A 23,838-nucleotide genomic window follows, 5' to 3' on the forward strand; every position below is an offset into this window, starting at 1 on the left:
CCAATAAACTCTTAAGTAAATCAAGATGACTTTAAAGAAAAGGCTGTTGAATAATGGGATTGCGTCTATTTTTCAAAAGGGAGTTCGTGTATTGGATCAATTGTTCTTAGTTCCTTTTTTTATTACAGCATGGGGGGCTGCGTACTACGGGGAGTGGTTGACCCTTACCATTATTCCCAGTGTTATTGGTTTTTCCGATTTAGGGTTTGGTACCGCTTCCGCCAATAGTTTTGTGTTGAGCTACGCAGCAGGGAATAAACAAAAAGCCGCAGATATCAATAAAACGGGTATGTACATTATCACGATTATGGTGCTGGTAGGCATGTTTGTTAGTTTGTTGACGATTTTTATATTGGATCATTTCCAAGTATTTGAAAAGTCTTTGATAGATAAACATGAGGCTATTCTGGCCGTTTCCATTCTTATTTTTGCACGTTTATTGAATTTCTACAATCAATTGATCGAATCCTATTTTAGAGCGGCCCAAAAGGCGGCTTTATGTATAAACCTCCTAACCGTAAAATCCTTATTGGGATTAGGTGCCGGCTTATTGGTGTTGCTGTTGGGTTATGGAATCGTGGAATTTGCCATATCGACTCTTGTGGTAAGCCTTTTATTCAATGTATTGTTTTGGGTAAAGGGAAAACAGGTTTTAGGCTTGTTTAATGACTATAAAGGAAAAAGGGAAAAGTCGATTCTAAATGAAATTACCAAAAAAGGGTTGGGGTATTTAATGTTTCCTGCATGGCAGGCCATCTATTTTCAAGGGACCACTTTTGTAGTACGGATTGTATTGGGCCCGGAAGCGGTTGCAATATTCAATACGGTAAGGACTTTAAGCCGGTCAGTTAACCAATTGCTGAATCTCGTAAGTTCCAGTATATTTCCGGAATTGCAATATGAAATTGGACAGGGGAATGAAGGAAAGGCCCAAAAAATATATCGGTTTTCAATCATTTCATCATTTCTTATAGCATTTTCTGGAGTTGTATTTTTAGCTTTCTTTGGGCTATGGTTCTATAATATATGGACTCAGAATGAGCTGATAGTACCCCCTTTAATGTGGTATATTTTTGTGTTCGGTGTTTTGTTTAACGCATTTTGGTGGTCTTCAGAACCCGTCTTCAGGGCCAAAAACGAACCCTATAAATTTGCGTTGGCAGGCGTTTTTTCCGCCTTTGTTTCTGTAGTATTGACATATGTATTTTCAAAATATTGGGGGTTGATCGGTGCTGCAATGGGAGCTTTGGTGTTGGATATTTTGATGGCCTTGATAATATTGCCCTTAAGCGCCAAAATGTTGAATATGACAGTTAAAGATATTTTTTCCCATGGCTTTAATGATATTAAAAATATATATACGAATATTAAGTTAAAGCTAAAGCTTTTATGAAAGTAACACAAATAACTCCAGGTAGGTTTCATCATTTTCATTTAGCACGACAAATGGAAATACATGGTTTATTGGATAAGGTTTACACTGGATACCCGAAGTTTAAACTAAAGGACGAACAGGGTATTCCCAGGGATAAAATCGATACCTTCCCATGGATCCAAACCCCATATATGAAACGGGGAAGTTTTGGATTGGATAAATTTGAATGGTTGAACAAAGAATGGACTTGGCTGAGGATCCAATCATTGGATAAATATGTAGTGGGGAGAATTAAAGAAAAAGGGGTGTTGATTGCAATGTCTTCCAATGGGTTGTATTCTGGAAAAAAAATGCAGTCTATAGGAGGAAAATATATATGTGATAGGGGATCAACCCATGTTGTTTTTCAAAATGAAATTTTAGCCGAGGAATACAATCGTTGGGGGTTTAAATGGAAAGGGATTGACGAACGTATCATCGATAAGGAGCAGCAAGAATATGAGCAGGCTGATTATATAGCAATTGCTTCGGAATTTGTTCGGAACTCTTTTATTGATAAAGGAGTAGAGGAAAGCAAATTGTTAAAAATACCCTATGGAGCTCGCTTAGAAAGATTTAGTAAAATCGGTAATCCAGTTAAGGGCAAGTTTTCCGTGTTATGGGTGGGGTCCATTAGTCTTAGAAAAGGGTTTATGTATGCTTTGGATGCATTTAATGAATTTAAGCATCCGAACAAGGAATTTGTTGTAATTGGGGCAATGACGACTGAGGTTAAATTGACATTGGATACCAGACAAGTAAAAAATGTTGTTTTTAAAGGAAATGTTCCTAATACCGAACTTATAAATTATTATAATAAAGCCGATGTATTTTTACTTCCTTCTATAGAAGATGGTTTTGGTATGGTCATGGCTGAGGCAATGGCTTGCGGATGTCCTGTAATAGCATCAACGAATACGGGGTCAAAAGAATTAATTACAAATAATAAGGACGGATTTATAATTCCAATTAGAAATCAGAATGCCATTCTGGAGAGTTTTCAAAAACTTATGGATACCCCAGACTTACGAACGGAAATGAGTGAAAATGCACTCGTTAAAGTGCGTTCTTTCGAAGGATGGGATACTTATGGTAATAATTTTAGGTCTTTAATCGATGATATAATTATTAAAAAGTAAGAATCAATGGCATCCTTTGTAAATTTTCTTGATAAGGTAATTTTTAAATTGAATTACTCTAAAATTAATATCGTAAAAACCTTGTTGTTTAATTTTAGAACAATGCCTTTTAAGGCAGCCGTTAAGTTGCCGGTATTTTTGTATGGTAATGTAGATACCTATTTATTGAAAGGGAAAGTGGTATTTCAGGACTGTGACGTAAAAAGAGGTATGGTTCGTATGGGGATGAACCAAGAGTTTTTAGGTACTGTAAAAGGGGCATCTTTGATCGTATTATATCCCAATTCAAAATTGATATTTACGGGGAATAGTGAGTTTAGTAGTAATTTTTTACTGAGAACGGGGGAAGGGGCAGAACTAAAAATCGGAAAGGATACTTTTTTTGGCTCTTCTGTAAAATTAGTATGTATCAAAAAGATTGTAATTGGACATTGTTCAAGAATTGGTTTCGAATCCCAATTAATTGATTCAAATTTTCATTATACCTACAATTTGGAAAAGAAAAATGTAAGTCCTAGGGAAGGTGAGATTAACATTGGGAATTATAATTGGATAGGGAATAGGACCACGATATCGAAAGGCACCAGTACAAATCCGTTTACAATAATAGCCAATTCCTCTATTGTGAATAGGGATTACACAACGATAGAAGATGAATATGTGGTTTTGGCAGGGCAACCGGCCAAGGTATTGGCCAAAAATATCCGTAGAATTTACGATTTGGAATTGGAGAATAGAATATTCGAAATTTTCAAAAATGATTCAGAGGTCATTGGCAAGAAAATTAAAGATGAGATAGAAATATCTTTTAATGTGCTGAAAAAACAAGTTAAATGAAGATACTTTCCGTGGGATGGTTTGGTACTGTAAGTAATACCTCATTGCATCGACATTGGGCATTGGAAAAATGTGCTGATCATGTCGATAAAGTGGATGCAGGTATTGGGAAAATGGGGTTAAGCTACAGATTGGCCTATCACCTATTTCAAAAAAACATACCAATTAGAGTACCTGATTTATCTAAAGCCAATAATCGAATAAAATTATTGGTGGAGAATAATACCTATGATGTGATTTGGATTGATAAGGGAGTAACCATTAACAGATCGACCTTACGTTTTATAAAGGAAAAATCCCCCAAAACAAAGATTGTAAGTTATTCCCCAGATAATATGGCTTTGCGGCACAATCAAAGCTTGAATTATCTGCAAAGCATTCCTTATTACGATTTTGTATTTACCAATAAGTCATACATCCTTAAAGATTTGGAACGATTGGGAGCAAACAACGTAACGTTCATCCATAATATGTATGAAGAGACCTTTCATTATCCTAGGGAGTTGTCACTTAACGATAAAGAACGATTAGGAGGGGATGTGGGTTTTGTGGGGGCTTGGGAAAAGGAACGTTGTGAAAGTATTTTGTTCCTAGTGAATAATGGGATTCAAGTAAAGGTTTTTGGGGACGGTAAATGGAACGAATATAAAAATGCCTCCCCTAATTTAACCGTATTGCCCGGTATTTTTTCAGAGGATTATTCCAAGGCACTTCAGGCCTTAAAAATTTCATTGTGCTTTTTAAGAAAGATGAACTTCGATCAACAAACAACCCGTACCATGGAAATTCCGGCTTGTGGGGGGTTTATGTTGGCGGAACGCACCCAAGAACATCTGGAATTGTTCGAAGAAGGTAAAGAAGCGGTTTATTTTTCCTCCAATGAGGAACTCTTGGAGTCATGCCGGTATTATCTTAGTCATGAAGCCGATCGAAAACGTATCGCAGCGGCAGGTTTGGAACGATGTAAAACATCGGGCTATTCCAATGAAAAGACCATAAAGAAAATGTTGGATATAGTTGTGGCCCATGGGTAGATCACCAATACATGTTTTACGACAGATTAAGAACGCCTTAAAGGTGCTTTTAATCCTTGGGGTGGTCTGTGAAATCCTGTTTTTTCCCACGCTTCCCAATCTCTATGGGTGTATGATGGCCCTAATAGCCTATTGGGTTTTTTCCTTTTTTTTAAAGGAAAAATATTTACGCATATTTCCTTTTGCGTTCTTCTTGTACCTCTCTATGTTTATGTATCGGTATTTGCCCCTAATTGCGACACTTGCGGAAGGGAAACCCATTACTTTTGGTTTTGAGCGTCCTTATGAGACTTTTTTGTACGAAACCATTCTTTTTCTGCTTTCCTCATTGGCCTTTTACCTCGCTTGTCAAAAGTCGATACGGAATCCTAAAAATAATCTGATTCAAAAAAGCCTCTTTCGACTTCGATTTTTTGAAACCACCCCGGCGATCCTTTGGGGCATGGGGATGCTAGGCCTACTTGTTAGGATCCATAATTTCAGTGCCACTGTGGAATATGGCGACGTAGGGGGGAAGTTCCTGTCCGGGTTGAACTATTTGATGTATGCCCCGTTATGCTTGATTTTCCCTTCCTTATTGCAAATGAAATACACCAATAAAAAAAGCGTATGGATTTATACTGTTTGTATTTTTATCCTAAATATTGCCTCCAACAGCAGGCAAAGTATCATTACGCCTATAGGTGTTTTGGCCATCCTATTCTTGTTGTATTTGATCAGTAACAATTTAAGGGTAACCGACTATTTATCACGTACCAAAATCGTTTTATTGGGTCTTTCGCTCTTTTTTTTGTTGAATCTTCTCTCCAATATATCTTTGGCGATGTTGCATACCCGGAAAATTAAAGCGGATATAAGTAAGATGGAATTGTTTCAAAAAACCATAGCTACGGTAGGGGATGAAACGCTTATGAGTCAACTAAAGGCGGCTAAGGATAAGGAAGAGGGCAACCAATTCATTTCATACCAACAGGGTTGGACGGAACAGTATATCGATAATTTTATGTTGGCACGTTATGCCAATATGCGCATAACCGATCAAACCTTGTATTATGCGGAGAAAAAGGGGTATGCCAATGCCCAAATGCGGAATGAGTTTGTAGGGAGGATAATCGCCCTATTTCCTACCCCGATTTTACGTTTTTTCGGTATTTTTTTCGATAAGGGTTCAATTGAATATTCCAGGGGGGATCTATTGTATGGATCGGGATTTGGAGGGTATCGCATTACGAGTCATGTAGGTGATGGCTTGGCTACCTTTGGGTTGTGGTATTTTCCCATACAGTTCTTGGCGTTTTTCGGGGTGTTTAAATTACTGAATTGTTTTGTGTATTATGGCCGAAAGGGCATCAGATACGCCCCTTTTGCCTTGATGGGCGTCTTTGGTTTCTTGGGGATGTTTCGAAATGCGCAAGGAATGATTGCGGACATTGGGTATATTTTACGGGGATTTTTACAAGGGGTGGCCACCTATGTCATAATTTTTTATTGCGTAAGGTTTGCATTATCCATTATAAATCCAAAATATATAAGGAACCAAAAATTAAAGAATGTATATAGTATCTAAAATGGTAAGAGTAAATTGGATTTGGAATAAGGTGTATTCATTTTTGATTTTCTATAATGCTTTTTCATTTAGAATTTAAAAGGACTAATTTTTTAAGATTTGGTTGATTCATTGACAAAGATATAATCCTTGTAAAATAAATTTGGTAATACTAACTATGGTCCTTATTGATAATAAATTTCCTTTTATATGTTACATTAATTTAAAGGAAGTCAGATTTTTCGCAATGACATTAAATTGTATAGAAGAATATATTTGAAGGCTTAAATTAGGATAAAACTATAAATCTTTTATTCTTAATATTCTGATTATGCGGAAAATTTTAGTTAAGAAGCAAAATGGAAGTATTGCTTTGTTAATATCTTATTCTCGATTTATATGTAATTTGGAGCCATTTGCATTCGGATAGGAGATATTCAGGAGTGACAAACTGGATTATGCACAATATTATTAGATTTAGTAATGAGGCCGATATTGGTTTTTTTCTGATATCCGGTTATTACATTGGATATCGTTTATCCCTAAAAGGAAGTATATTGCAAATATTTAAAAGAACAATTATTCTTTTTTTCTTTTTCTATAATAAATACCATTTAGCTGGTACTATCGGATAAATCATCCTTAATGAACGGAATTTTAAAAACCTTAATACTATGTGGTACTGGTATTCAGTCATCTGACTTGTCATTTTTGTATGTTATATATGTTTTTATCCTTTAATTTTCTTTATAAAAGAAATTGGTGATTATATGCTAATCATACTTGTACAGATATTGTTTGAGTTACTTTAATTTTTGGTCTATGCTAATCATAGCCCAAATGGAGAGTATTCATTATTTTTTCTATATGCCTTATACTTTGGGGTAACGGTCTGATTTTCTTTTCTAAGGTATAATTATCCAATTATTTTTTATTGAGTGCATTAAATTTGATTATCTCCTTTTTTGTGTTGGGATACATGATTTAAGATTTGATCATATCGCTGGTATGATGATACTAATCATGATTTTTTTGCATTTTCCATAGTGTTACTATAGTTTGATATAATAGAAATACAAAATGAGATTTTATTGAAATCATGATTTATCTGGCAATATAAATCGTTACTCTTATGATCATCAGATCTTTTCAGAATATAGATTTCTTTTACTTGAATATTCTTAAAGTTCTATTACAGATTTTTTGCAATTAAATATATGACCTGTAATTTCGAGATTATTACCCTATAGGAAGGAGATAGGAGATAGGAGATAGGGGATGGTTCACCTTTTTATAGGTTCCGAATTGTAAAGTAAATTAATATTCTTTTGGTTTTTCTTAATCATAAACGTATTTCTATGATAAATAGCAGGAATTATACGCTCGATTTAATTCGGGGAGTGAGTGCAATCATTGTAATGGCGGGGCATCTTAGGATTGCGTTGTTCAAGGATTTTTCAGAATTAGACAATGCATATGGAGCCTCTCTCATCGCAAAGGGGTTTTATTTTATTACGGGATTGGGGCATCAAGCTGTAATGGTGTTTTTTGTTTTAAGTGGTTACTTTGTTGGAGGATCGATAATAAAAGCTAAAGACAATTTTCGCTTTAAGGATTATTTGATTGCGAGATTATCTAGGTTATGGACACCATTGTTTCCTATTTTAATAGGTACCTTGCTTATAGATTATATGACAGGGTCAATTTCTCAGGATATAATTAATGGTAATCATTATATGACTTTAAATTCTGGACCTACAGTAGATTATTCCAGTTCATTTGGCACTTTTATTTCCAATCTGCTGTTTCTGCAAACAATTTTTACACCTGTATTTGGGTCAAATGGCCCGTTATGGAGCTTGGCTAATGAGTTCTGGTATTATATTCTGTTTCCATTGTTCATGTTGGTTATCGGGTATATACATGGTAATTGGATTAAGAAAATTATTTCATTTTTAGTCACTTTTTGCATTTTTAGTTTTATTTCCTTTGATATGATTCAAGGTTTCTTTATTTGGGTCATGGGTGTCGGCGTATATTTCGTTGCTGGAAAGAAATTGATTGTTCCTAAGCCTTGGTTTATAGTTTCTACTTTATCGCTATTTGTTTTTGCATTGGCAGATAGTAAGTTCAAATTTATAGGCGATACTTATGGGGATTATAGTGATATTATGGTGGGAATCTCCTTTAGTATGTTCTTAATTGGAGTTATTCGTTTACAACTACCCGATTTTAAGTTCTTAAACCTTAAAAAAATATCATTTTGGATTTCAGAAGTTTCGTATACATTGTATATATCCCATTTCCCACTAGTTTTATTGATCTATGGTCTGTTTTATTCTAATAATCAGCTAACTTTTGGGATAGGGAACAATATACAGTTTATTTGCTGGTTAATTCTGCTATTGGCGCAGAGCACTGTTTTGTGGTATGTATTCGAGAGAAATACTCCATATGTCCGAAATAAACTAAAGATTTTATTAAAAGAAAATTTTTTGGGCAGGTTGGCTTTGTTTTTAAGGAGAAGTATATAAAATATGGAGTGTTAAAATCAAGGGCTTTAGTTTATTCATATAGGTAAGTATTGACAAAAAACAAATAGGTCAACGGTGCTCACTTGAAGTTATGAAAATTATTTTTTTAAACCATCATGAAGATTTTCAGTTTTTTAGTATGGTCAGGTATGCTACCTTTCTAAGTGAGGGAATGCGGCGTAGGGGGCATGATACCGAAATTTGGGCCCCAAAACCCTTTTTGACCAACAACAACCTACCGGAAAGCATCAAAAAATGGTTACGGTATGTAGATTCCTTTGTGCTCTTTCCCCTTCGTTTTAAAATCCAAAGTAGGAAATTGCCGAAAAACACGCTTTATGTCCTTGTCGATCAAGCCTTGGGCATGTGGATGCCATTGCTCCGGAATCATAACCACGTCGTACATTGTCATGATTTTATAGCCTTGAAATCCGCTTTGGGCCAAATAAAGGAAAATCCGACCAGCAGAACAGGAAAAGCCTACCAACGATTGATCTTAAATGGATTTTCCAAAGCAGATAATTTTATTTGTATATCCCAAAACACCCAAAAGGAATTGTTGGGTTTCTTGGGTAAGGATCCCTTACGGATCGATCAGGTGTACAATGCCCTGGAACCAGCATTTAAGCCTGGGGATATAGAGGAGGCCAGGACGGTCGTGGGCAACTTTGTTCAAAGGGATTTAAAAGCGGGGTATATCCTAAATGTTGGGGGGAATGGTTTTTATAAGAACAGGATTGGCGTTATCGCTTTATATACAGCTTGGCGAGAGCAAACCCAATTGTCTTTACCGTTGTTGATGATCGGTTACCGACCGTCAGCGAATATACAAGCCCATTACGAAGCCTCCCCCTATAAAAAGGATATTCATTTTTTGGTACAGGTATCCGATGAATTGCTTTTAAAGGGATATCAGGGGGCGAGCGTATTCGTATTCCCCTCTTTGGCCGAAGGTTTTGGATGGCCCATCGCAGAAGCCCTCGCCGCAGGCTGCCCGGTTATTACCACCGATGCCGCACCAATGAACGAGGTGGGGGGTAAAGCTGCTGCTTATATCGAACGCTGTCCTAGCTATGGGGAACTGCCTATCTGGGCGACCGAATCTGCAAAAGTGTTGGAAGTAACGCTGCGGTTGGGTGCCAAAGAACGGGCCACTCTGATCCAAAAAGGATTGGACCAAGCCCATAGATTCAATGGGGAAGGGATACTGGATCGTATCGAACGGATTTATAAGGATATAATTGGGTAACCTTATGGCAACATTAAGGATGTAAATGATGAAATTGTTATTTGAAAACAAAGTAAATGGTATAATGGGGGTCTTATTTTTCATTGGGGTGTTTCTGGTATTCTTCTTAAGTTGGAAAACCGATCCCAATTTAAAGGGAACCCCACTAATTCCGGAATGGCTTTCCGATTGGACGGATAATGTGCACAATGATCGTCGACGTACGGGAGTGCCTTTTATCGGGTTGGGCCTTCTGGCCGGGATGTATTTGATATATATTAAGCGCACCAAAGTGTTCTATTGGGGACTTGTTTGGTTTGTTTTAGGGTTCGTGGTGGTCATCGCGGAGGCCGTGCAGTATTTTTTGCCTTCGAGATCTATGGATCTTAAGGATATTTTTTGGGGTGGGGTGGGATCTACCATTGGCTTGGGCCTGCCCTTTGTTGTTTGGTATAGTATTAAAACGTTTAAAAGGAATTCGCATTGGAAGTAAAAACAACAAAACGCATCTTGTTCATAGGGTATAATTTTTCCCCTGAATTAACGGGTATAGGCAAGTACTCTGGGGAAATGATGGAGTGGTTGGCCCAAAAAGGCCATGAATGTACCGTGCTTACGGCTTATCCGTATTACCCCTACTGGAAAATACAGGAACCTTATAGGCAACACCGATTTTGGTATAAAAAAGAGGTCGTAAAATATGCTTCAGGGGGGTATTTAAGGGTCATTAGATGCCCTATGTATGTACCCCGGAACCCAAGTGGTATAAAACGTATACTTTTGGATAGCTCTTTTTCGGTTACTGCAGGAATGGCCATGCTACCACTTATGTTCCAAAAGAAATTCGATTGGGTGGTTTCCGTGGCCCCATCATTTCAATTTGGGCTGTTAGGGGTCCTTTTTAAGAAGCTGAAAGGAAGTAAGCACTTACACCATATCCAAGATCTGCAAATAGAAGCTGCCCAGGATTTGGGGTTGATCAAATCCCCGAAGTTACTGAGAATCCTTTATGGGTTGGAACGTTATGTTTTTAAGCATACCGATGTGGTCAGCAGTATCTCCGAGGGAATGATGGCACGGATCGGCAAAAAGGCTCAAAAACCTATTTTGTTCTTTCCCAATTGGACAGAGACCGATAGTTTTTTCCCTATGGAAGACAAAGGGGCGTTAAAAAAGCAGTTTGGTTTTGCCCTTACCGATTGGGTCGTACTTTATTCCGGGGCCATTGGTGAAAAACAAGGGTTGGAAGCTATTTTAACGGCGGCGGACACCTTACGATCCTATCAGCAATTACAATTTGTGATCTGTGGTACCGGGCCCTATAAAGAAGTGTTAAGGAATACCGCCGAACGAATGGCATTGGATAATGTTCGGTTTATGCCATTACAGCCCAAAGAAGACTTTAATGCTTTCTTGAATATGGCAGACCTGCATTTGGTCATCCAAAAGGAAAAGGCCAGCGATTTGGTCATGCCTTCGAAATTGACCACGATATTGGCCGTGGGCGGCATGGCCTTGATCACGGCCAATAAAGAATCCACACTTCACCAAATCGTAAGTAAATATCAAATGGGGCTCTTGGTGGCGGCAGAAAATCAGAAGGCCTTGAATGGAGGGATATTAAAAGCCTTCGAAAGCCAAAATAATGCCGCCATTAAAAAGGCGGCCAGGTGTTATGCCGAACAATATTTGGCCATCGATACCGTAATGCAATCTTTTGAAGGGGAATTATACAGATGATTTTGCCCTGTTCGATGGAATTTTATCGATTAAAACAGCCGGTCAGCCTTGTTTGTTTTGAAATTCGGATACTTACGATAATTTTAAGATTTTACTTGTTAGAAAATGTTCCCAAAACCTAATCCAAATATCGACAAGGGGCAAGATTATTGTAATAGAATATTGATTTAGAATGTCCACCTACAATTAGGACAAAATAGTACCAGTTATGAAGGAAAGCCTATCAAAAGCCGTTTTTTCATTTAAAACGAAAATTTTAAACCCAAGCTTATACAAGTTACATCAAAAAACCGAAACCAATTTATTGGCAAAAGACCTGTCCGATTTCAATTTTAAGAAACGGCAAGCACTTTTTCAACATGCGATGGAACATTCCAAATTCTATAAAGGAAAATATGGGAAGTTGTCCATGGCCGAAACAGGATTATGTACTTCTGAAGATTTTTTACAATTGCCCCCACTGACAAGAGAGGATTTACGGGAAAATTTTGAGACTATAAAGGCCGATAATGTGGCATCGTCCCAATATTATAAAGCCAGTACCTCCGGGAGTACCAGTGCTCCTGTATCGGTTTTACATGATAAACGACACTTGGAAACCCCAATCCGCTGGCGTATCCTGCAGTTTTGGGGGGTGAAACCTTGGGAGAACCAGGCTTTTATCTATCGCTTTAAAAAACCTTTTTGGGAACGGGTAATGAATACCATCATGTGGTGGCCGACAAAGCGGATATTTTTGGCTGCCGCCAACCCGAGTACCATGGAGTTGGAGCATTTTGTCCGGAGCTTCAACAAAATCAAGCCTACCTTGCTCCAAGGGTATGTGGATGTGGTTTATGAGTTTGCCTTATACCTCTTGGATAATAACATTAAAATACATCCCCCTAAAATGGTATGGGTTACCTCTGCCCCCCTCTTTGAAGAACAGCGGGAATTGATGGAAAAGGCATTTGGGGCCCCGGTATGCGATCAATATGGGAATACCGAAATCATGCTGATTGCGGCCGAATGTCCTGAGCAAAATGGCCTGCACATGATGCATGATACCGTACATATCGAATTTGTGGATGAAAATAACCAACCCGTGCCCCCGAATACAACAGGTAAAATCCTTTTGACCGATTTGACCAACTACGCTTTTCCCATTATACGTTATGAAATAGGGGATGAGGGCCAATATAGGGACCATATGTGCAAATGCGGTAGTCCTTTACCCCTTATGGATAATGTACGGGGACGACAATCCATGAATATAGAAACCCCTTCCGGCCTCCGTATCAAGGGCGAACATTTGATGGCCATGTTCAAGGGGTTTATGAAATATTTCAAGGAATTGCAATTGGTACAAGAACCGGATTATTCAGTAACCATTATATATATTCCCAGGGATATTCGAAAAGCCAAGGATGCCGTACACAAAATGAAATCGAGTTTGGAAAAGCGGGCAAGAAATGAAATAAAGGTGACCATTTCCGATAAACAATGTATTATACGTAAAAATGTGAAGTCCCCTTTGATCGTAAGTAAGTTGCAAGAAAGTCATAGCCATTGAAGAAATCATAAAGGGCATTGATTAATGGTGTTTGGGGGCTTAATAAAATAAGATACCTTACACCCTTTACTGTGGTGATGTAATTCCCGAATATATAAGTGGATCTTGACTTAGTTTCTGATTTTAATACCCTAGTTTAAGAATTTTTAGGTGTGTTCAGGTACAACTATTTAAAAATTTATTTGTAAAATATTTTAAGGGAAAAAAATAAATGGATATAAAGAATTTTTTTACAATGAAAATCAGTTATTTTTTTCGACATCCAATGGTAGGATTTTCTATTCAACGAGTGTTTCAAACCGTCAATAAGGAGGTGTCGGAAACCCTTGAAATTGAGGAATTGTTCTTGCCAAGTCCAAATTCCGGGATACCATCTATTTTGAAAAATGGTTTCTTTGCAAGAAAAAAGCAAGGGGTTTTAAATCATATTACCGGGGATGCGCATTATTTACTGCTATTTCTGTCTTCAAAGAATACCATTATTACGGTTCACGACATCATGTATTACTTTTATTTGTCTGGGATAAAAAAAAAAATTTGGAAGTTGTTATTTATATATCCCCTAAAAAGGGCAAAGAAAGTGGTCTTTATTTCTGAATTTGCTAAACAACAAGTGAAGAAAGAATTGGATTTACCGGAAAATAGGTGTTGTATCATACCCAATCCAGTATCTTCAGACTATTCAATGCGAATTAAAAAATTTAATAAGCAAAAACCTAGAGTTCTTCATATTGGGGCAAGGGCAGATCGAAAAAATTTAAAGAGGACTATATTGGCCCTCGAAAAAGTACCGTGTCATCTACGGATCATTGGAAAATTGAGCAAGGAGAATATTGGTTTATTAGTTAAATGTAATATTGAATATTCAAATGCTTTTGACTTAAGTAATGCCGATATAGTAAAAGAATATGAGAAATGTGACATCGTAAATTTCCCCTCGCTTTTTGAAGGTTTTGGGATGCCAATTATTGAAGGGCAGGCTGTAGGTAGACCTGTAATAACATCCAATATTGCACCTATGAACCAAGTGGCAGGGGAAGGGGCAATTTTAGTGGATCCTATGAATTCCGATGATATCAAGTCAGCCTATATGAAAATTATCACGGATGATAATCTTCGAGAAGAAATAATTAGGAAAGGTTTAAAAAACGTAAAAAAATACCGGGTTAAGAATATTGCGAATGAATATATAAACCTATACCAAGAAATAGCATCTAAATGAAAAAGATTTTAGCATTACTGATTGTATTTTTACCCTGGAAAATTAAAAGATTCCTTTTGATCAGGATTTGGAAGTATGAAATAGATCCATCTGCAAGAATTGGACTGGCTTATGTATATCCTAAAAAATTGAAAATGGCCGAAGGTTCCAAAATCGCCCATTTTAATATTGCAATTCATCTGGATTCCATCATCCTTGGGAAAAATGCTTCAATAAATCGTTCTAATTGGATAACAGGTTTTCCTATTAATTCAAAGTCAGAACATTTTCAACATCAAAAGGATAGGGAAAGTGAATTGGTTTTAAAAGAAGAAGCATCTATCACAAAAAAACATCATATAGATTGTACGAACAAGATTATTATAGGAAAATACACCATAGTCGCTGGCTATTGTACCCAAATGTTAACACATTCGGTTAATATAAAGAAAAATATACAGGATAGTTATCCCATTACCATTGGGGATTATTGCTTTATTGGTACCAATTGTGTTATTTTAGGAGGGGCATCTTTGCCTTCTTACTCGGTACTTGGCGCTAAATCAATGTTGAATAAAAAATTTACTGAGGATTATCATTTATATGGTGGAAATCCTGCTGGTCTCATTCAACCGATTGGTGAAGATGCAAAATACTTCCACAGGAAAAGTAGATATATAATTTAGACCGATATTACTCCCCATGAAAATATTACGTATTATTCCCAGTATGGATCCCCGTCAAGGTGGGCCTTGTCAAGGAATTAGGAATGCTGTTCCCGAATTACAAAAGCTTGGGGTTTTGAATGAAATAGTATGTTTGGATGATCCAGGATCCGGGTATTTGGGAAAAGATCCATTTCAAATCCATGCGCTTGGTAAAAGTAAGAATCCTTGGAACTATAATAAAGCACTGATACCTTGGCTCCTTGCCCATTTTCATCGGTTTGATGCGGTCATCATCCATGGCTTATGGCAGTATCATAGTCATGCAACCATCAAGGCTATACTGTCATTTAGAAAGTACAGTGCAACTTCCCCAAAGGTGTATGTGATGCCCCATGGAATGTTGGATCCCTATTTTCAAAAAGCCAAGGAACGTAGGTTAAAGGCATTGCGTAATGTTATCTATTGGAAAGTGTTTGAAAATAAGGTAGTCAACGAGGCTGACGGGGTGTTGTTTACCTGTGAAGATGAATTGCTCTTGGCCCGGACCACCTTTCCAAATTATAAGCCTAAGCGAGAGGTCAATGTAGGCTACGGTATTCAACCACCTCCTGAATATCAGCCGACCATGCGGGAGGCCTTTGCTGAAAAAGTGCCCCAATGGAATGGAAAACCGTATTTCATTTTCCTCAGTAGGGTACATCCCAAAAAAGGGGTAGATCTATTGATCAAGGCTTATCTTCAATTGGAAAAAGATTTGGGGGATATTCCTCAATTGATCATTGCAGGTCCCGGGCTGGAGCAGCCCTATGGGGCGGCCATGCAAGAATTGGCGGCCGATTCCTCTAACATCCTATTTCCGGGTATGCTGGGTGGGGATGCCAAATGGGGAGCTTTTTACGAAAGTGAGGTGTTCGTACTCCCCAGTCACCAGGAAAATTTTGGGATTGCCGTGGTCGAGGCCTTGGCCTGTGCTAAACCGGTACTGATCAGTGATAAAGTCAATATTTGGCGGGAAATCGAAAAAGGAAACGGGGGTATTGTTAAAAGCGATACTAAAGTGGAAACCCATCAAGCGTTAAAAAAGTGGTTGTCGTTAGGTAAAGGGGAAAAGAAAGGCATGGCAAACGCCGCTCAAGGTGTTTATCAGGGCTATTTTACGATGGCCCAGGCGGCACTTCAATTTAAAAACGGAATTAATTCATAAGGTTTTATGGCCAATATACTTTTTATTATCGGATTATATCCGAATTATGGGGGTACCGAAAAGGTTACGACCGTTTTGGCAAATGCCTTCGTAGATCGGGGACATAAGGTTACCATAGCCTCATTCGAGCAACCACATCCTGAATTAAAGGATGAAGAATTAAACGCATCGATTCAATTGGTGGCCTTGGGTTTTCCCTTGCGCAAAAACTCGAATCTTCGTCTATTGAAGAATGTCATTGATAGTAAAAATATCGATGTAATCATCAACCAATGGTGTTTGCCCTATAAGGTGACTTCCTTGATCAACAAAGCCAGAAAGAAACGAAAATGTATCTTGATTTCCGCACTTCATGGTGTTCCTGATCAAAACAAACGCTTATTGACCATACTGCACTATAAAGACAATACGAAAAACCCCATTAAACGATTTTTTTACGGGCAAGCACATAAGGCTATGGTTTTTGTGACCGGTCTGAATCTTAACTATGTTTATAAACATACCGATCAATATGTGGTGCTGTCAAAAAGTTTTATCAAAACGTTTAAGGCACTTTCGAAAATAAAGGAAAGCGCTAAAATAAGGGCAATCGCCAACCCGGTGACCATAGAGGCACCGCAAAGTTTTGATTACCTCAACGAAAAGGGTAAAGAAAACAGCATTTTGTATGTTGGTCGTATGGATCATGCCAATAAAAGAGTACATCGGGTTGTTGAGGCATGGGAAGAAGTACATTTGAAATACCAAGATTGGAAATTGATTTTGGTCGGTGATGGTCCGGAAAAAAAAACGTTGGAGTCTTATGTGAAAACCAAAAATATTGAGCGTGTCGTATTTGAAGGCTTTAAAAAAGAGGCTCCCATAGCATTTTACCAACGGGCTTCCATATTGTTGCTAACCTCCGATTTGGAAGGTTTTGGGTTGGTTGTTATTGAAGGTATGATCTATGGGGTAGTACCTATTGTATATGGTAGTTATTCGGCTATATATGATATCATAGAAAATGGAAAATCGGGTTTTATAACGCCAACACCATATAAAAAAACCAACACCGTTCAGCAAATTGAAAAACTAATTACAGACAAGGTGTTACGTCAAAAAATGTCTGGGGCAGCCTATGACCGTGCGCAGTACTTTGCTCTCGATACGATTTTAGATGAATGGGAAAGCTTATTTGATTTTCTGAATAATTAATTGTTTTAATAAAATAATAGCGACTAATCAAGATTATATGAAAATAGGAATATTGACTTTGCCCTTCACATGGAACTATGGAGGCCTTCTTCAGGCATTTGCCCTTCAGAAAGTATTTCATAATCTAGGACATGAAGTAGTAATAATCAATAGAAGACAAAATCGGGATAATATTCTGATCCGTTTAATAGTTTGGTTGAAATGGTCTCTTATAAAAATTCTTAGAAATTTTAAAATATTTCAATTCATTCCCTTGGTTGCCGCCGAAGTTTTTAAAAAGCAAAATTTTAGATGTATCACTTCCAATATTTTTTCAGATAAGGGAGTTCGGAAAATGGCAGATAGCAATAAATTAAATGCATATGTCGTTGGTAGTGACCAAGTATGGAACTATGGCTATCCACCTCATCTTTATAATTATTTTTTAGATTTCACAGAAGGAGAAGATGTTGTGCGTCTGGCATATGCGGCTTCTTTTGGGCGAGAAGGGTGGCACTTTTCAGCGGAAGAAACATTGGCTTGTTCTAAACTAGTGAAAAAATTTGATGGAGTTTCGGTAAGGGAGAAATCGGGGGTTGAACTTTGTGAAAAACATTTAAGAGTTGATGCGCATCATCATCTTGATCCAACTTTGCTTTTGGAAAAAGAAGATTATATTGAAATTATACAAAAGTCAAAAACTTCTCCAACAAATGGCAAACTACTTTTATATATCCTTGACCGATCTGGGGAAAATGAGAAAATAATAGATAAGGTAAAAGGGATAACAGGGTTAACACCTTTTGCTGTTAAACAAGGTAAAACATCGACATTGATAAAGAATGCTCTAAAAGGCATATACCCTTCAGTAAATCAGTGGCTTAAAAGTTTTTACGATGCTGAATTTGTCATAACCGATTCATTTCATGGTACTGTTTTCTCGATTATTTTTAATAAACCTTTTATTGCAATTGGCAACCGAAAAAGAGGTTTGGCTAGATTTAATTCACTGCTTAAAATGTTTGAATTGGAAGGGCGCCTTATAGCGAATGTTACTGATATATCAGAAGAACAAATAAATACTCCGATTGATTGGCTTAAAGTAAATGAAGAAATTTATGCCCAAAAGTTAAAGGGAGTTCAATATTTAAATAAGCACCTCAAGTAGGGGTTTTAAATGGAAACTTAAGATGATAGACTATGACTTATTTTGATAAGGATTTAAAATCGGTTTTCATTTGGCTAATGGTTCATTGGATATAGAAAACATTACAGAACACAAAAGACATTGGTAAGTTGAGGTAAAATGTTGTCACAGATAACTCTTTTTTATCATTTTGTCGAAAAAGGGTTGTCATTTCCAGATTTTAGGGCAAGGTTTTGCTATTTTAAAGTTTTCATCTAGTTAATTTATTGAAAATATATTCGGAAAAATTCAAAATTAAAACAAGTAGTGCCCCGCTTAGAAGTGCCATAAGTGGATTTAAAAATTATAAAATAACTCATTCTAATGTTAATTGTGACTTGTTATGACTTGCCTAGTGAGCTAGTTGAAGCAATCGGGAATGTCCTATTGAAATATTCGGAAATTAAAAATGTATATAGTATTATTATGGTTGTTAATTACCAAGGCTATTTCAAGTAAACTATGGAAGAACTGTTATAGCAAAGGCATGGTTTAAGAAATTTAAGCTCGATGATATTCTGCAAGATTTATTGGTATTATAACAACACAATGAGCATCATCAGTATACAATAGGCAAGCTAGTAGGGGGCATATCATAAGAATTAATGAAGTTAATACATTGGCTTTAAACATTCAAGATGGTACTACTCGTTTTACCGAAAGCATGCCAATTTAATGGATTATTACTTTTTGATTTGAATAATAATTATGAATCCGATCGTAATCAAGGTTATATTGTTAGAGGTCTCTTTTCAACGGATTTAAGCAATGGATGGTTATTTAACACTATAGGTAGTCCCCTTTGCATTGGGGGATTAGTTTTAGAAGGGATAAGAAATTGAGAAACGTTGTGGATATTCCTTCTAATGAGTAATTTGTTATGTTAATTGGTCTAGGGTTAAATTAGATGAATTGAAAGTTGTTGCTTTTAATAGAAAGGAAAATGAAACCATAATACAAACACGTAATTAAAAATCTTTTAAATGTCAGAATTTGATCTTTCCAAATATAAAGAGCGTAAACCTAAATATTTTAAGCGTCTTTTATGGATGGTTGTGAACGCAACTTTTTTTAGGGTTGCCATTGGAAACAAACTCTTTTTTGTACGAACTATTCTTTTAAAAATGTTCGGTGCAAAGGTTCCTTTGCATGCCATGATATATCCTTCTTGCAAAATACATGCACCTTGGAATTTAGAAGTTGGGGTGCATTCGACTATTGGCCCTAATACAGAAATTTACAATAAAGATAGAATCGTGATAGGTTCCAATTCTGTTGTTTCCCAGGGCACCTATCTCTGTAGTGCGTCACATGATGTCTCAAATTTGCTACTTCCTCTTGTCACCAAGCCTATCATAATCGGGAGTCAGGCTTGGGTGGCAGCGGATGTTTTTGTCGGGCCCGGTGTAACCATAGGGGAGGGGGCAGTAGTTGGTGCGCGTGGTGTGGTTTTTAAGGATGTGGACCCTTGGACGGTCGTTGGGGGAAATCCTGCGAAATTTATCAAAAAGAGAATAATTGTTTAACCATAAAATACTATCCACCATGGCATCAACAGAATTATCGGTAATAATCCCAGTATATAATGCATCAGGAACAATAGAAAGATGTGTAAATAGTATCCTAAATCAATCATTTCAAAATTTTGAGTTGATATTGGTCAATGATTGCAGTAAAGACAATACCTTGGAAGTTATTCAAAACTATTCTGAAAATCATGGTTTTATACATGTTTTGAATTTAACGATAAATAAAGGGGTTGCCAATGCAAGAAATGAAGGTATGGGTATGGCGAAGGGGAAATATGTGACCTTTATTGATGCGGATGATTTCGTTCATCCTGATTATTTTAATTCGGCCATGGAAAACCATGAAAACTTTGATTTATTGATCACCGGATTGGATGTGGGTAATTTGGATAATTTTGAAACACATTTGCCCAAACCTATTTCTGCCGAAGATAGCTTGGGAATAAGGGACGCGTATGAAATGTTAAGTAGCAATAAGCAATTGATGTGGGGGCCCTATAATAAATTTTACCTTAAAGAGCTCCTATTGAAGCATAGAATATTTTTTGAAAATTATTTCGGGGAAGACACCATTTTCGTGCTGAAGTATTTTTATGGTATTAACAGCATTAAATGTATTGACTACTCAGGTTATTTTTATATTAGGGACCAAACAGTAAAGACCATATCCCGGGGAAGTGATAGGCCATTTAAAAGTTTGGATAAATTTTTATCCACTAAGGTTGAGGTGCTTAACAAAATCAACGGGAAATTCAATATGGCCCCAATCGATATGGAAGATTTCAGTGATAAACACTTACTGATTTATTTAGCAAGGTTTTTTGCCGTTTATTCAAAAAAGTACAAAATAGACCGGGGTCACAGAAAGGTGTTGGTGAAAAAATTGCGTTCGGAAAAATGGACTGAATTGTATGCCAAAAGTAATTTTAATAGAAAATATAATTTACTTAAACCCCTAATCCTGAAATTACCGGTCGGTATTGCCGATTTTTTCTTGGTAATTCTTTTCAATCAAGTCTATCGGACAAAATAAATAATTAAAACATGCAGGATATAAGCACCATTATTTTAACCTTCAATGAGGAAAAACATATAGAGCGGTGCATAACCAATGCTCAAAGGTTCTGCTCCCAGGTGTATTTGGTCGATTCGTATTCTACCGATAATACGGTGGAATTGGCAAAGCGCTTAGGGGCAAAGGTCTATCAAAACAAATGGGAGAATAATTATGCCAAACAACTTAATTGGGGATTGGAGAATATTCCCATAGCTACCGAATGGGTGTTTCGCTTGGATGCCGATGAATATCTGACGGATGATTTGATCGAGGAAATCAATGAAAAGCTTCCCGTTATCGGTAAGGGGGTTTCCGGAGTTGTCTTTGAGCGTAAAATGTATTTTTTGGATACTTTGATGACCAAAGGTATGTTGCAAATGAATATGTTGCGTTTGTTTCGATACCGGCATGGTTTCTGCGAGGAACGTTGGATGGATGAACATATCGTATTGACCCAAGGAAAAAGCATTCAATTCGATGGTTTTTTTGTAGATCACAACCTAAATTCCCTGGGTTGGTGGGTACAAAAGCATAATGGGTATTCCATTCGGGAAGCGATCGATCTTTTGAATTTGGAATATAATTTCATAATCCCAAAATCAGCGGCTGCACAACAATATGAAATGTCCGCAGATGCCCTGTCCAAAAGGGGAAAAAAGAAAAAATATGCCAATATGCCCTTATTTTGGCGTTCGTTCTTCTATTTTGTGTATCGCTATATATTTAAATTCGGATTCACCCAAGGGAAAGAGGGTTTCTTATGGCATTTTTTACAAGGTTGGTGGTACCGTACTTTGGTCGATGCCAAGGTGTATGAGGTTAAAAAGGCATGTGGCAATGATACGGAAAAAATGAAGCGATATATCTTCCAAAACTACCAAATCAAGGTGTAGGCTATCAGGACGGGATACATAAAACACAATGAAAATGAAGCGAAACGTAATAAAACCAATGATCTTTGTACTATTGGTGGGCGGTTCTCTTTTGGTGTTTTATCCTAACCGACTGACTAGATACGCTAAAAGGAAAATTCGCGCCTATACCACGGCTCCCAAAGGTACTCTCGAAGCGGTCTTGTTCCAAAAAATCGAATTAAACGAAGGGGTCAAGGGGCAGTTTACGAGTTTGGTCATGGCCCCCGATCATAAATTATATGCTAGTGCCATAGATGGAAAGATCATGCGGTTTCTGATTCTTCCTACGGGGAATTTGGTATTGGAGCATACTTTTAAACCTTTTGGGGAGGCTTCTAAGTTGACCATTGGTCTGGCTTTGGATCCCGACTCAAGACCGGATAGCTTGATCTTTTGGACCACTCATTCGGAAACTCCTACGACTTGGGTAAGCTTCCCCGATGCGCAAAAGGCATTGGATAATACCAATTGGGCAGGAAGTATCTCACGTATGCATTTAAGCAGCTCGACCGATCAGGTGTTGAAAGTTGAAGTGGTGCTCAAAGACCTGCCCCGTTTTGGCCCGAATCAGGAAAATTTCACCAATTCAATCCTATTTGGGCCCGATGGCAAGCTTTATTTTGGACAAGGGGCCAATACGGGTATGGGATGGTGCGATTGTGAAGAGAACCAACAGCCTTCCCGGGAGGCCTTATTGTCCGGCGCCATTTTATGCCTTGACCCCCATAAACTTCCCCAAGAATTACCCCTTTCGGTCAAAACCCCCGACGGAGGTGGAAGCTATGATCCCTATGGTGATTTAGCGCCACTAAAGATATATGCCACGGGTTTGAGAAATGCCTATGATCTGGTTTGGCATAGCAACGGTCAACTCTATGCGACGATCAATGGCTCTGGGGGTAATGAAAATACCCCTTCCTCAGATCCTAAGTCCCCTTATTATATCCGGCCATTTCCGGCCATTGATTATACCGGTCCAAGGGATATCCCTGCTGTTATAGGGGCCCAACCCGATCAAAATGATTTTATGGCTCGGGTAGAGCAGAATGGCTATTATGGGCACCCCAATCCGCTCAGGGCCGAGTACGTCCTGAACCATGGGGATGCGGATGTGGAGAATCATGAATACAATGGGGTGGCACCTGATGCCAATTTTAGGGGATTTAGCTATGATTTTGGCCCCCACATTGCCCCAACAGGTCTTATGGAATATAAAAGTGAAACTTTTAACGGAAGATTGAAAGGGTGCCTAATAGTAGCTCGGTTAGGGCGCAACGATTTGGTGGTTGTAAGGCCAGGGGGTGAAACATTGGATATCGAAAACGATTATGACGGTGCTACAATGGGTTTGGAAGTAGGGAGTGGACCCTTGGATGTGGTGGAAGATGAGGAATCAGGGAATCTTTATGTGTCGGAATTCGGGAATAGGACGATTACCTTATTCCATCCTATTGAAAAAGAATCTGATAGGCTTGTGCAAGATAAGATGAATAGACCAAAGGAGATAAAAGATCAGTTGGAAGAGGGGAGGGTGATTTATGAGCAAAATTGCCAGATATGCCACGGGGCAGAAGGACAAGGGGCCATTGGGCCCAATTTGATGGATGGGGAATGGATTTATGGAAAAGAAAAAATGGTTCAAACCATTGAAAATGGTTCCGGAAAAGGAACCATGCCCGCCTGGAAACATACCCTTTCGACCAATGAGATAAAATGGGTCGAAAGTTATGTTTTATCCTTGGGTAAAACAGAAGGGCTTTAAATTTGAATAGTGGAATTATTGGGGCTTATGGCTACTATACATTAAGGGTATAGGCCTTTAATGTCTGTTGATTACAAAACAAAAAAGAAAAAATGTTTGCTTTCCAAGTTCGGAGTGTTC

19 protein-coding genes are annotated in these 23,838 nt (G+C 37.7%); all 19 read left to right on the forward strand.

The genetic code is table 11. The features are described 5' to 3' along the window. Window positions 1-25: 25 nt before the first annotated feature. The 19 genes from PHU20_RS06425 to PHU20_RS06515 all read left to right on the forward strand — a co-directional run bounded on the left by PHU20_RS06425 (window position 26) and on the right by PHU20_RS06515 (window position 23,718). Window positions 26-1,393 carry a lipopolysaccharide biosynthesis protein gene (locus PHU20_RS06425; RefSeq protein ID WP_274824537.1) on the forward strand — a complete coding sequence of 456 codons (1,368 nt, stop codon included), beginning with the start codon at window positions 26-28 and terminating at the stop codon, window positions 1,391-1,393. Beyond that, on the forward strand, window positions 1,390-2,553 hold the full coding sequence (locus PHU20_RS06430; protein ID WP_274824538.1) for a glycosyltransferase family 4 protein: 1,164 nt from the start codon (window positions 1,390-1,392) through the stop codon (window positions 2,551-2,553). The genes PHU20_RS06425 and PHU20_RS06430 overlap by 4 nt, the downstream gene beginning before the upstream one ends. A 6-nt stretch (window positions 2,554-2,559) precedes the next feature. Beyond that, window positions 2,560-3,390 carry an LbetaH domain-containing protein gene (locus PHU20_RS06435; protein WP_274824539.1) on the forward strand — a complete coding sequence of 277 codons (831 nt, stop codon included), beginning with the start codon at window positions 2,560-2,562 and terminating at the stop codon, window positions 3,388-3,390. Then, complete coding sequence (locus tag PHU20_RS06440) at window positions 3,387-4,424, forward strand: CgeB family protein (RefSeq protein ID WP_274824540.1); 1,038 nt, start codon at window positions 3,387-3,389, stop codon at window positions 4,422-4,424. Before PHU20_RS06435 ends, PHU20_RS06440 begins: the two co-directional genes overlap by 4 nt. Continuing rightward, window positions 4,417-5,991: a hypothetical protein gene (locus PHU20_RS06445; RefSeq protein WP_274824541.1), complete on the forward strand. Its 1,575-nt coding sequence runs from the start codon at window positions 4,417-4,419 to the stop codon at window positions 5,989-5,991. Before PHU20_RS06440 ends, PHU20_RS06445 begins: the two co-directional genes overlap by 8 nt. Window positions 5,992-7,328: 1,337 nt before the next feature. Continuing rightward, window positions 7,329-8,504, forward strand: coding sequence for an acyltransferase family protein (locus PHU20_RS06450; RefSeq protein WP_274824542.1), 1,176 nt, complete (start codon window positions 7,329-7,331; stop codon window positions 8,502-8,504). Between the two features lie 91 nt (window positions 8,505-8,595). Further along, window positions 8,596-9,753, forward strand: coding sequence for a glycosyltransferase family 4 protein (locus PHU20_RS06455; protein ID WP_274824543.1), 1,158 nt, complete (start codon window positions 8,596-8,598; stop codon window positions 9,751-9,753). A 25-nt stretch (window positions 9,754-9,778) separates the two neighbouring features. Next, window positions 9,779-10,225, forward strand: a complete 447-nt coding sequence (locus PHU20_RS06460; protein ID WP_274824544.1) for a VanZ family protein — start codon at window positions 9,779-9,781, stop codon at window positions 10,223-10,225. Continuing rightward, on the forward strand, window positions 10,216-11,472 hold the full coding sequence (locus tag PHU20_RS06465; protein ID WP_274824545.1) for a WcaI family glycosyltransferase: 1,257 nt from the start codon (window positions 10,216-10,218) through the stop codon (window positions 11,470-11,472). The genes PHU20_RS06460 and PHU20_RS06465 overlap by 10 nt, the downstream gene beginning before the upstream one ends. 208 nt (window positions 11,473-11,680) lie before the next feature. Continuing rightward, window positions 11,681-13,024 carry a phenylacetate--CoA ligase family protein gene (locus tag PHU20_RS06470; protein WP_274824546.1) on the forward strand — a complete coding sequence of 448 codons (1,344 nt, stop codon included), beginning with the start codon at window positions 11,681-11,683 and terminating at the stop codon, window positions 13,022-13,024. A 211-nt stretch (window positions 13,025-13,235) separates the two neighbouring features. Beyond that, window positions 13,236-14,246 carry a glycosyltransferase family 4 protein gene (locus PHU20_RS06475; RefSeq protein WP_274824547.1) on the forward strand — a complete coding sequence of 337 codons (1,011 nt, stop codon included), beginning with the start codon at window positions 13,236-13,238 and terminating at the stop codon, window positions 14,244-14,246. Then, complete coding sequence (locus tag PHU20_RS06480; RefSeq protein ID WP_274824548.1) at window positions 14,243-14,911, forward strand: acyltransferase; 669 nt, start codon at window positions 14,243-14,245, stop codon at window positions 14,909-14,911. The genes PHU20_RS06475 and PHU20_RS06480 overlap by 4 nt, the downstream gene beginning before the upstream one ends. A 16-nt stretch (window positions 14,912-14,927) precedes the next feature. Then, window positions 14,928-16,097, forward strand: coding sequence for a glycosyltransferase (locus PHU20_RS06485; protein ID WP_274824549.1), 1,170 nt, complete (start codon window positions 14,928-14,930; stop codon window positions 16,095-16,097). A 6-nt stretch (window positions 16,098-16,103) separates the two neighbouring features. Beyond that, window positions 16,104-17,291 carry a glycosyltransferase gene (locus PHU20_RS06490; protein ID WP_274824550.1) on the forward strand — a complete coding sequence of 396 codons (1,188 nt, stop codon included), beginning with the start codon at window positions 16,104-16,106 and terminating at the stop codon, window positions 17,289-17,291. Between the two features lie 37 nt (window positions 17,292-17,328). Next, window positions 17,329-18,438, forward strand: a complete 1,110-nt coding sequence (locus tag PHU20_RS06495) for a polysaccharide pyruvyl transferase family protein (protein ID WP_274824551.1) — start codon at window positions 17,329-17,331, stop codon at window positions 18,436-18,438. A gap of 1,001 nt (window positions 18,439-19,439) precedes the next feature. Continuing rightward, entirely contained in the window at window positions 19,440-19,982 is a 543-nt protein-coding gene (locus tag PHU20_RS06500; protein ID WP_274824552.1) for an LbetaH domain-containing protein, read from the forward strand. 19 nt (window positions 19,983-20,001) lie between these two features. After that, a complete protein-coding gene (locus tag PHU20_RS06505) occupies window positions 20,002-21,018 on the forward strand; it encodes a glycosyltransferase family 2 protein (protein ID WP_274824553.1) in 1,017 nt (338 codons plus the stop codon). A gap of 11 nt (window positions 21,019-21,029) precedes the next feature. Further along, window positions 21,030-21,935: a glycosyltransferase family 2 protein gene (locus PHU20_RS06510; RefSeq protein ID WP_274824554.1), complete on the forward strand. Its 906-nt coding sequence runs from the start codon at window positions 21,030-21,032 to the stop codon at window positions 21,933-21,935. A 34-nt stretch (window positions 21,936-21,969) separates the two neighbouring features. Continuing rightward, entirely contained in the window at window positions 21,970-23,718 is a 1,749-nt protein-coding gene (locus tag PHU20_RS06515) for a PQQ-dependent sugar dehydrogenase (RefSeq protein WP_274824555.1), read from the forward strand. Window positions 23,719-23,838 lie beyond the last annotated feature (120 nt).

The organism is Maribacter polysaccharolyticus (assembly GCF_028882255.1).
Classification (GTDB): domain Bacteria; phylum Bacteroidota; class Bacteroidia; order Flavobacteriales; family Flavobacteriaceae; genus Maribacter_A; species Maribacter_A polysaccharolyticus.

Coding starts and splice junctions, on each gene's coding strand:
- PHU20_RS06425 (WP_274824537.1), top strand. CDS start 26: ATGACTTTAAAGAAAAGGCTGTTGAATAATGGGATTGCGTCTATTTTT.
- PHU20_RS06430 (WP_274824538.1), top strand. CDS start 1,390: ATGAAAGTAACACAAATAACTCCAGGTAGGTTTCATCATTTTCATTTA.
- PHU20_RS06435 (WP_274824539.1), top strand. CDS start 2,560: ATGGCATCCTTTGTAAATTTTCTTGATAAGGTAATTTTTAAATTGAAT.
- PHU20_RS06440 (WP_274824540.1), top strand. CDS start 3,387: ATGAAGATACTTTCCGTGGGATGGTTTGGTACTGTAAGTAATACCTCA.
- PHU20_RS06445 (WP_274824541.1), top strand. CDS start 4,417: ATGGGTAGATCACCAATACATGTTTTACGACAGATTAAGAACGCCTTA.
- PHU20_RS06450 (WP_274824542.1), top strand. CDS start 7,329: ATGATAAATAGCAGGAATTATACGCTCGATTTAATTCGGGGAGTGAGT.
- PHU20_RS06455 (WP_274824543.1), top strand. CDS start 8,596: ATGAAAATTATTTTTTTAAACCATCATGAAGATTTTCAGTTTTTTAGT.
- PHU20_RS06460 (WP_274824544.1), top strand. CDS start 9,779: ATGATGAAATTGTTATTTGAAAACAAAGTAAATGGTATAATGGGGGTC.
- PHU20_RS06470 (WP_274824546.1), top strand. CDS start 11,681: ATGAAGGAAAGCCTATCAAAAGCCGTTTTTTCATTTAAAACGAAAATT.
- PHU20_RS06475 (WP_274824547.1), top strand. CDS start 13,236: ATGGATATAAAGAATTTTTTTACAATGAAAATCAGTTATTTTTTTCGA.
- PHU20_RS06480 (WP_274824548.1), top strand. CDS start 14,243: ATGAAAAAGATTTTAGCATTACTGATTGTATTTTTACCCTGGAAAATT.
- PHU20_RS06485 (WP_274824549.1), top strand. CDS start 14,928: ATGAAAATATTACGTATTATTCCCAGTATGGATCCCCGTCAAGGTGGG.
- PHU20_RS06490 (WP_274824550.1), top strand. CDS start 16,104: ATGGCCAATATACTTTTTATTATCGGATTATATCCGAATTATGGGGGT.
- PHU20_RS06495 (WP_274824551.1), top strand. CDS start 17,329: ATGAAAATAGGAATATTGACTTTGCCCTTCACATGGAACTATGGAGGC.
- PHU20_RS06500 (WP_274824552.1), top strand. CDS start 19,440: ATGTCAGAATTTGATCTTTCCAAATATAAAGAGCGTAAACCTAAATAT.
- PHU20_RS06505 (WP_274824553.1), top strand. CDS start 20,002: ATGGCATCAACAGAATTATCGGTAATAATCCCAGTATATAATGCATCA.
- PHU20_RS06510 (WP_274824554.1), top strand. CDS start 21,030: ATGCAGGATATAAGCACCATTATTTTAACCTTCAATGAGGAAAAACAT.
- PHU20_RS06515 (WP_274824555.1), top strand. CDS start 21,970: ATGAAGCGAAACGTAATAAAACCAATGATCTTTGTACTATTGGTGGGC.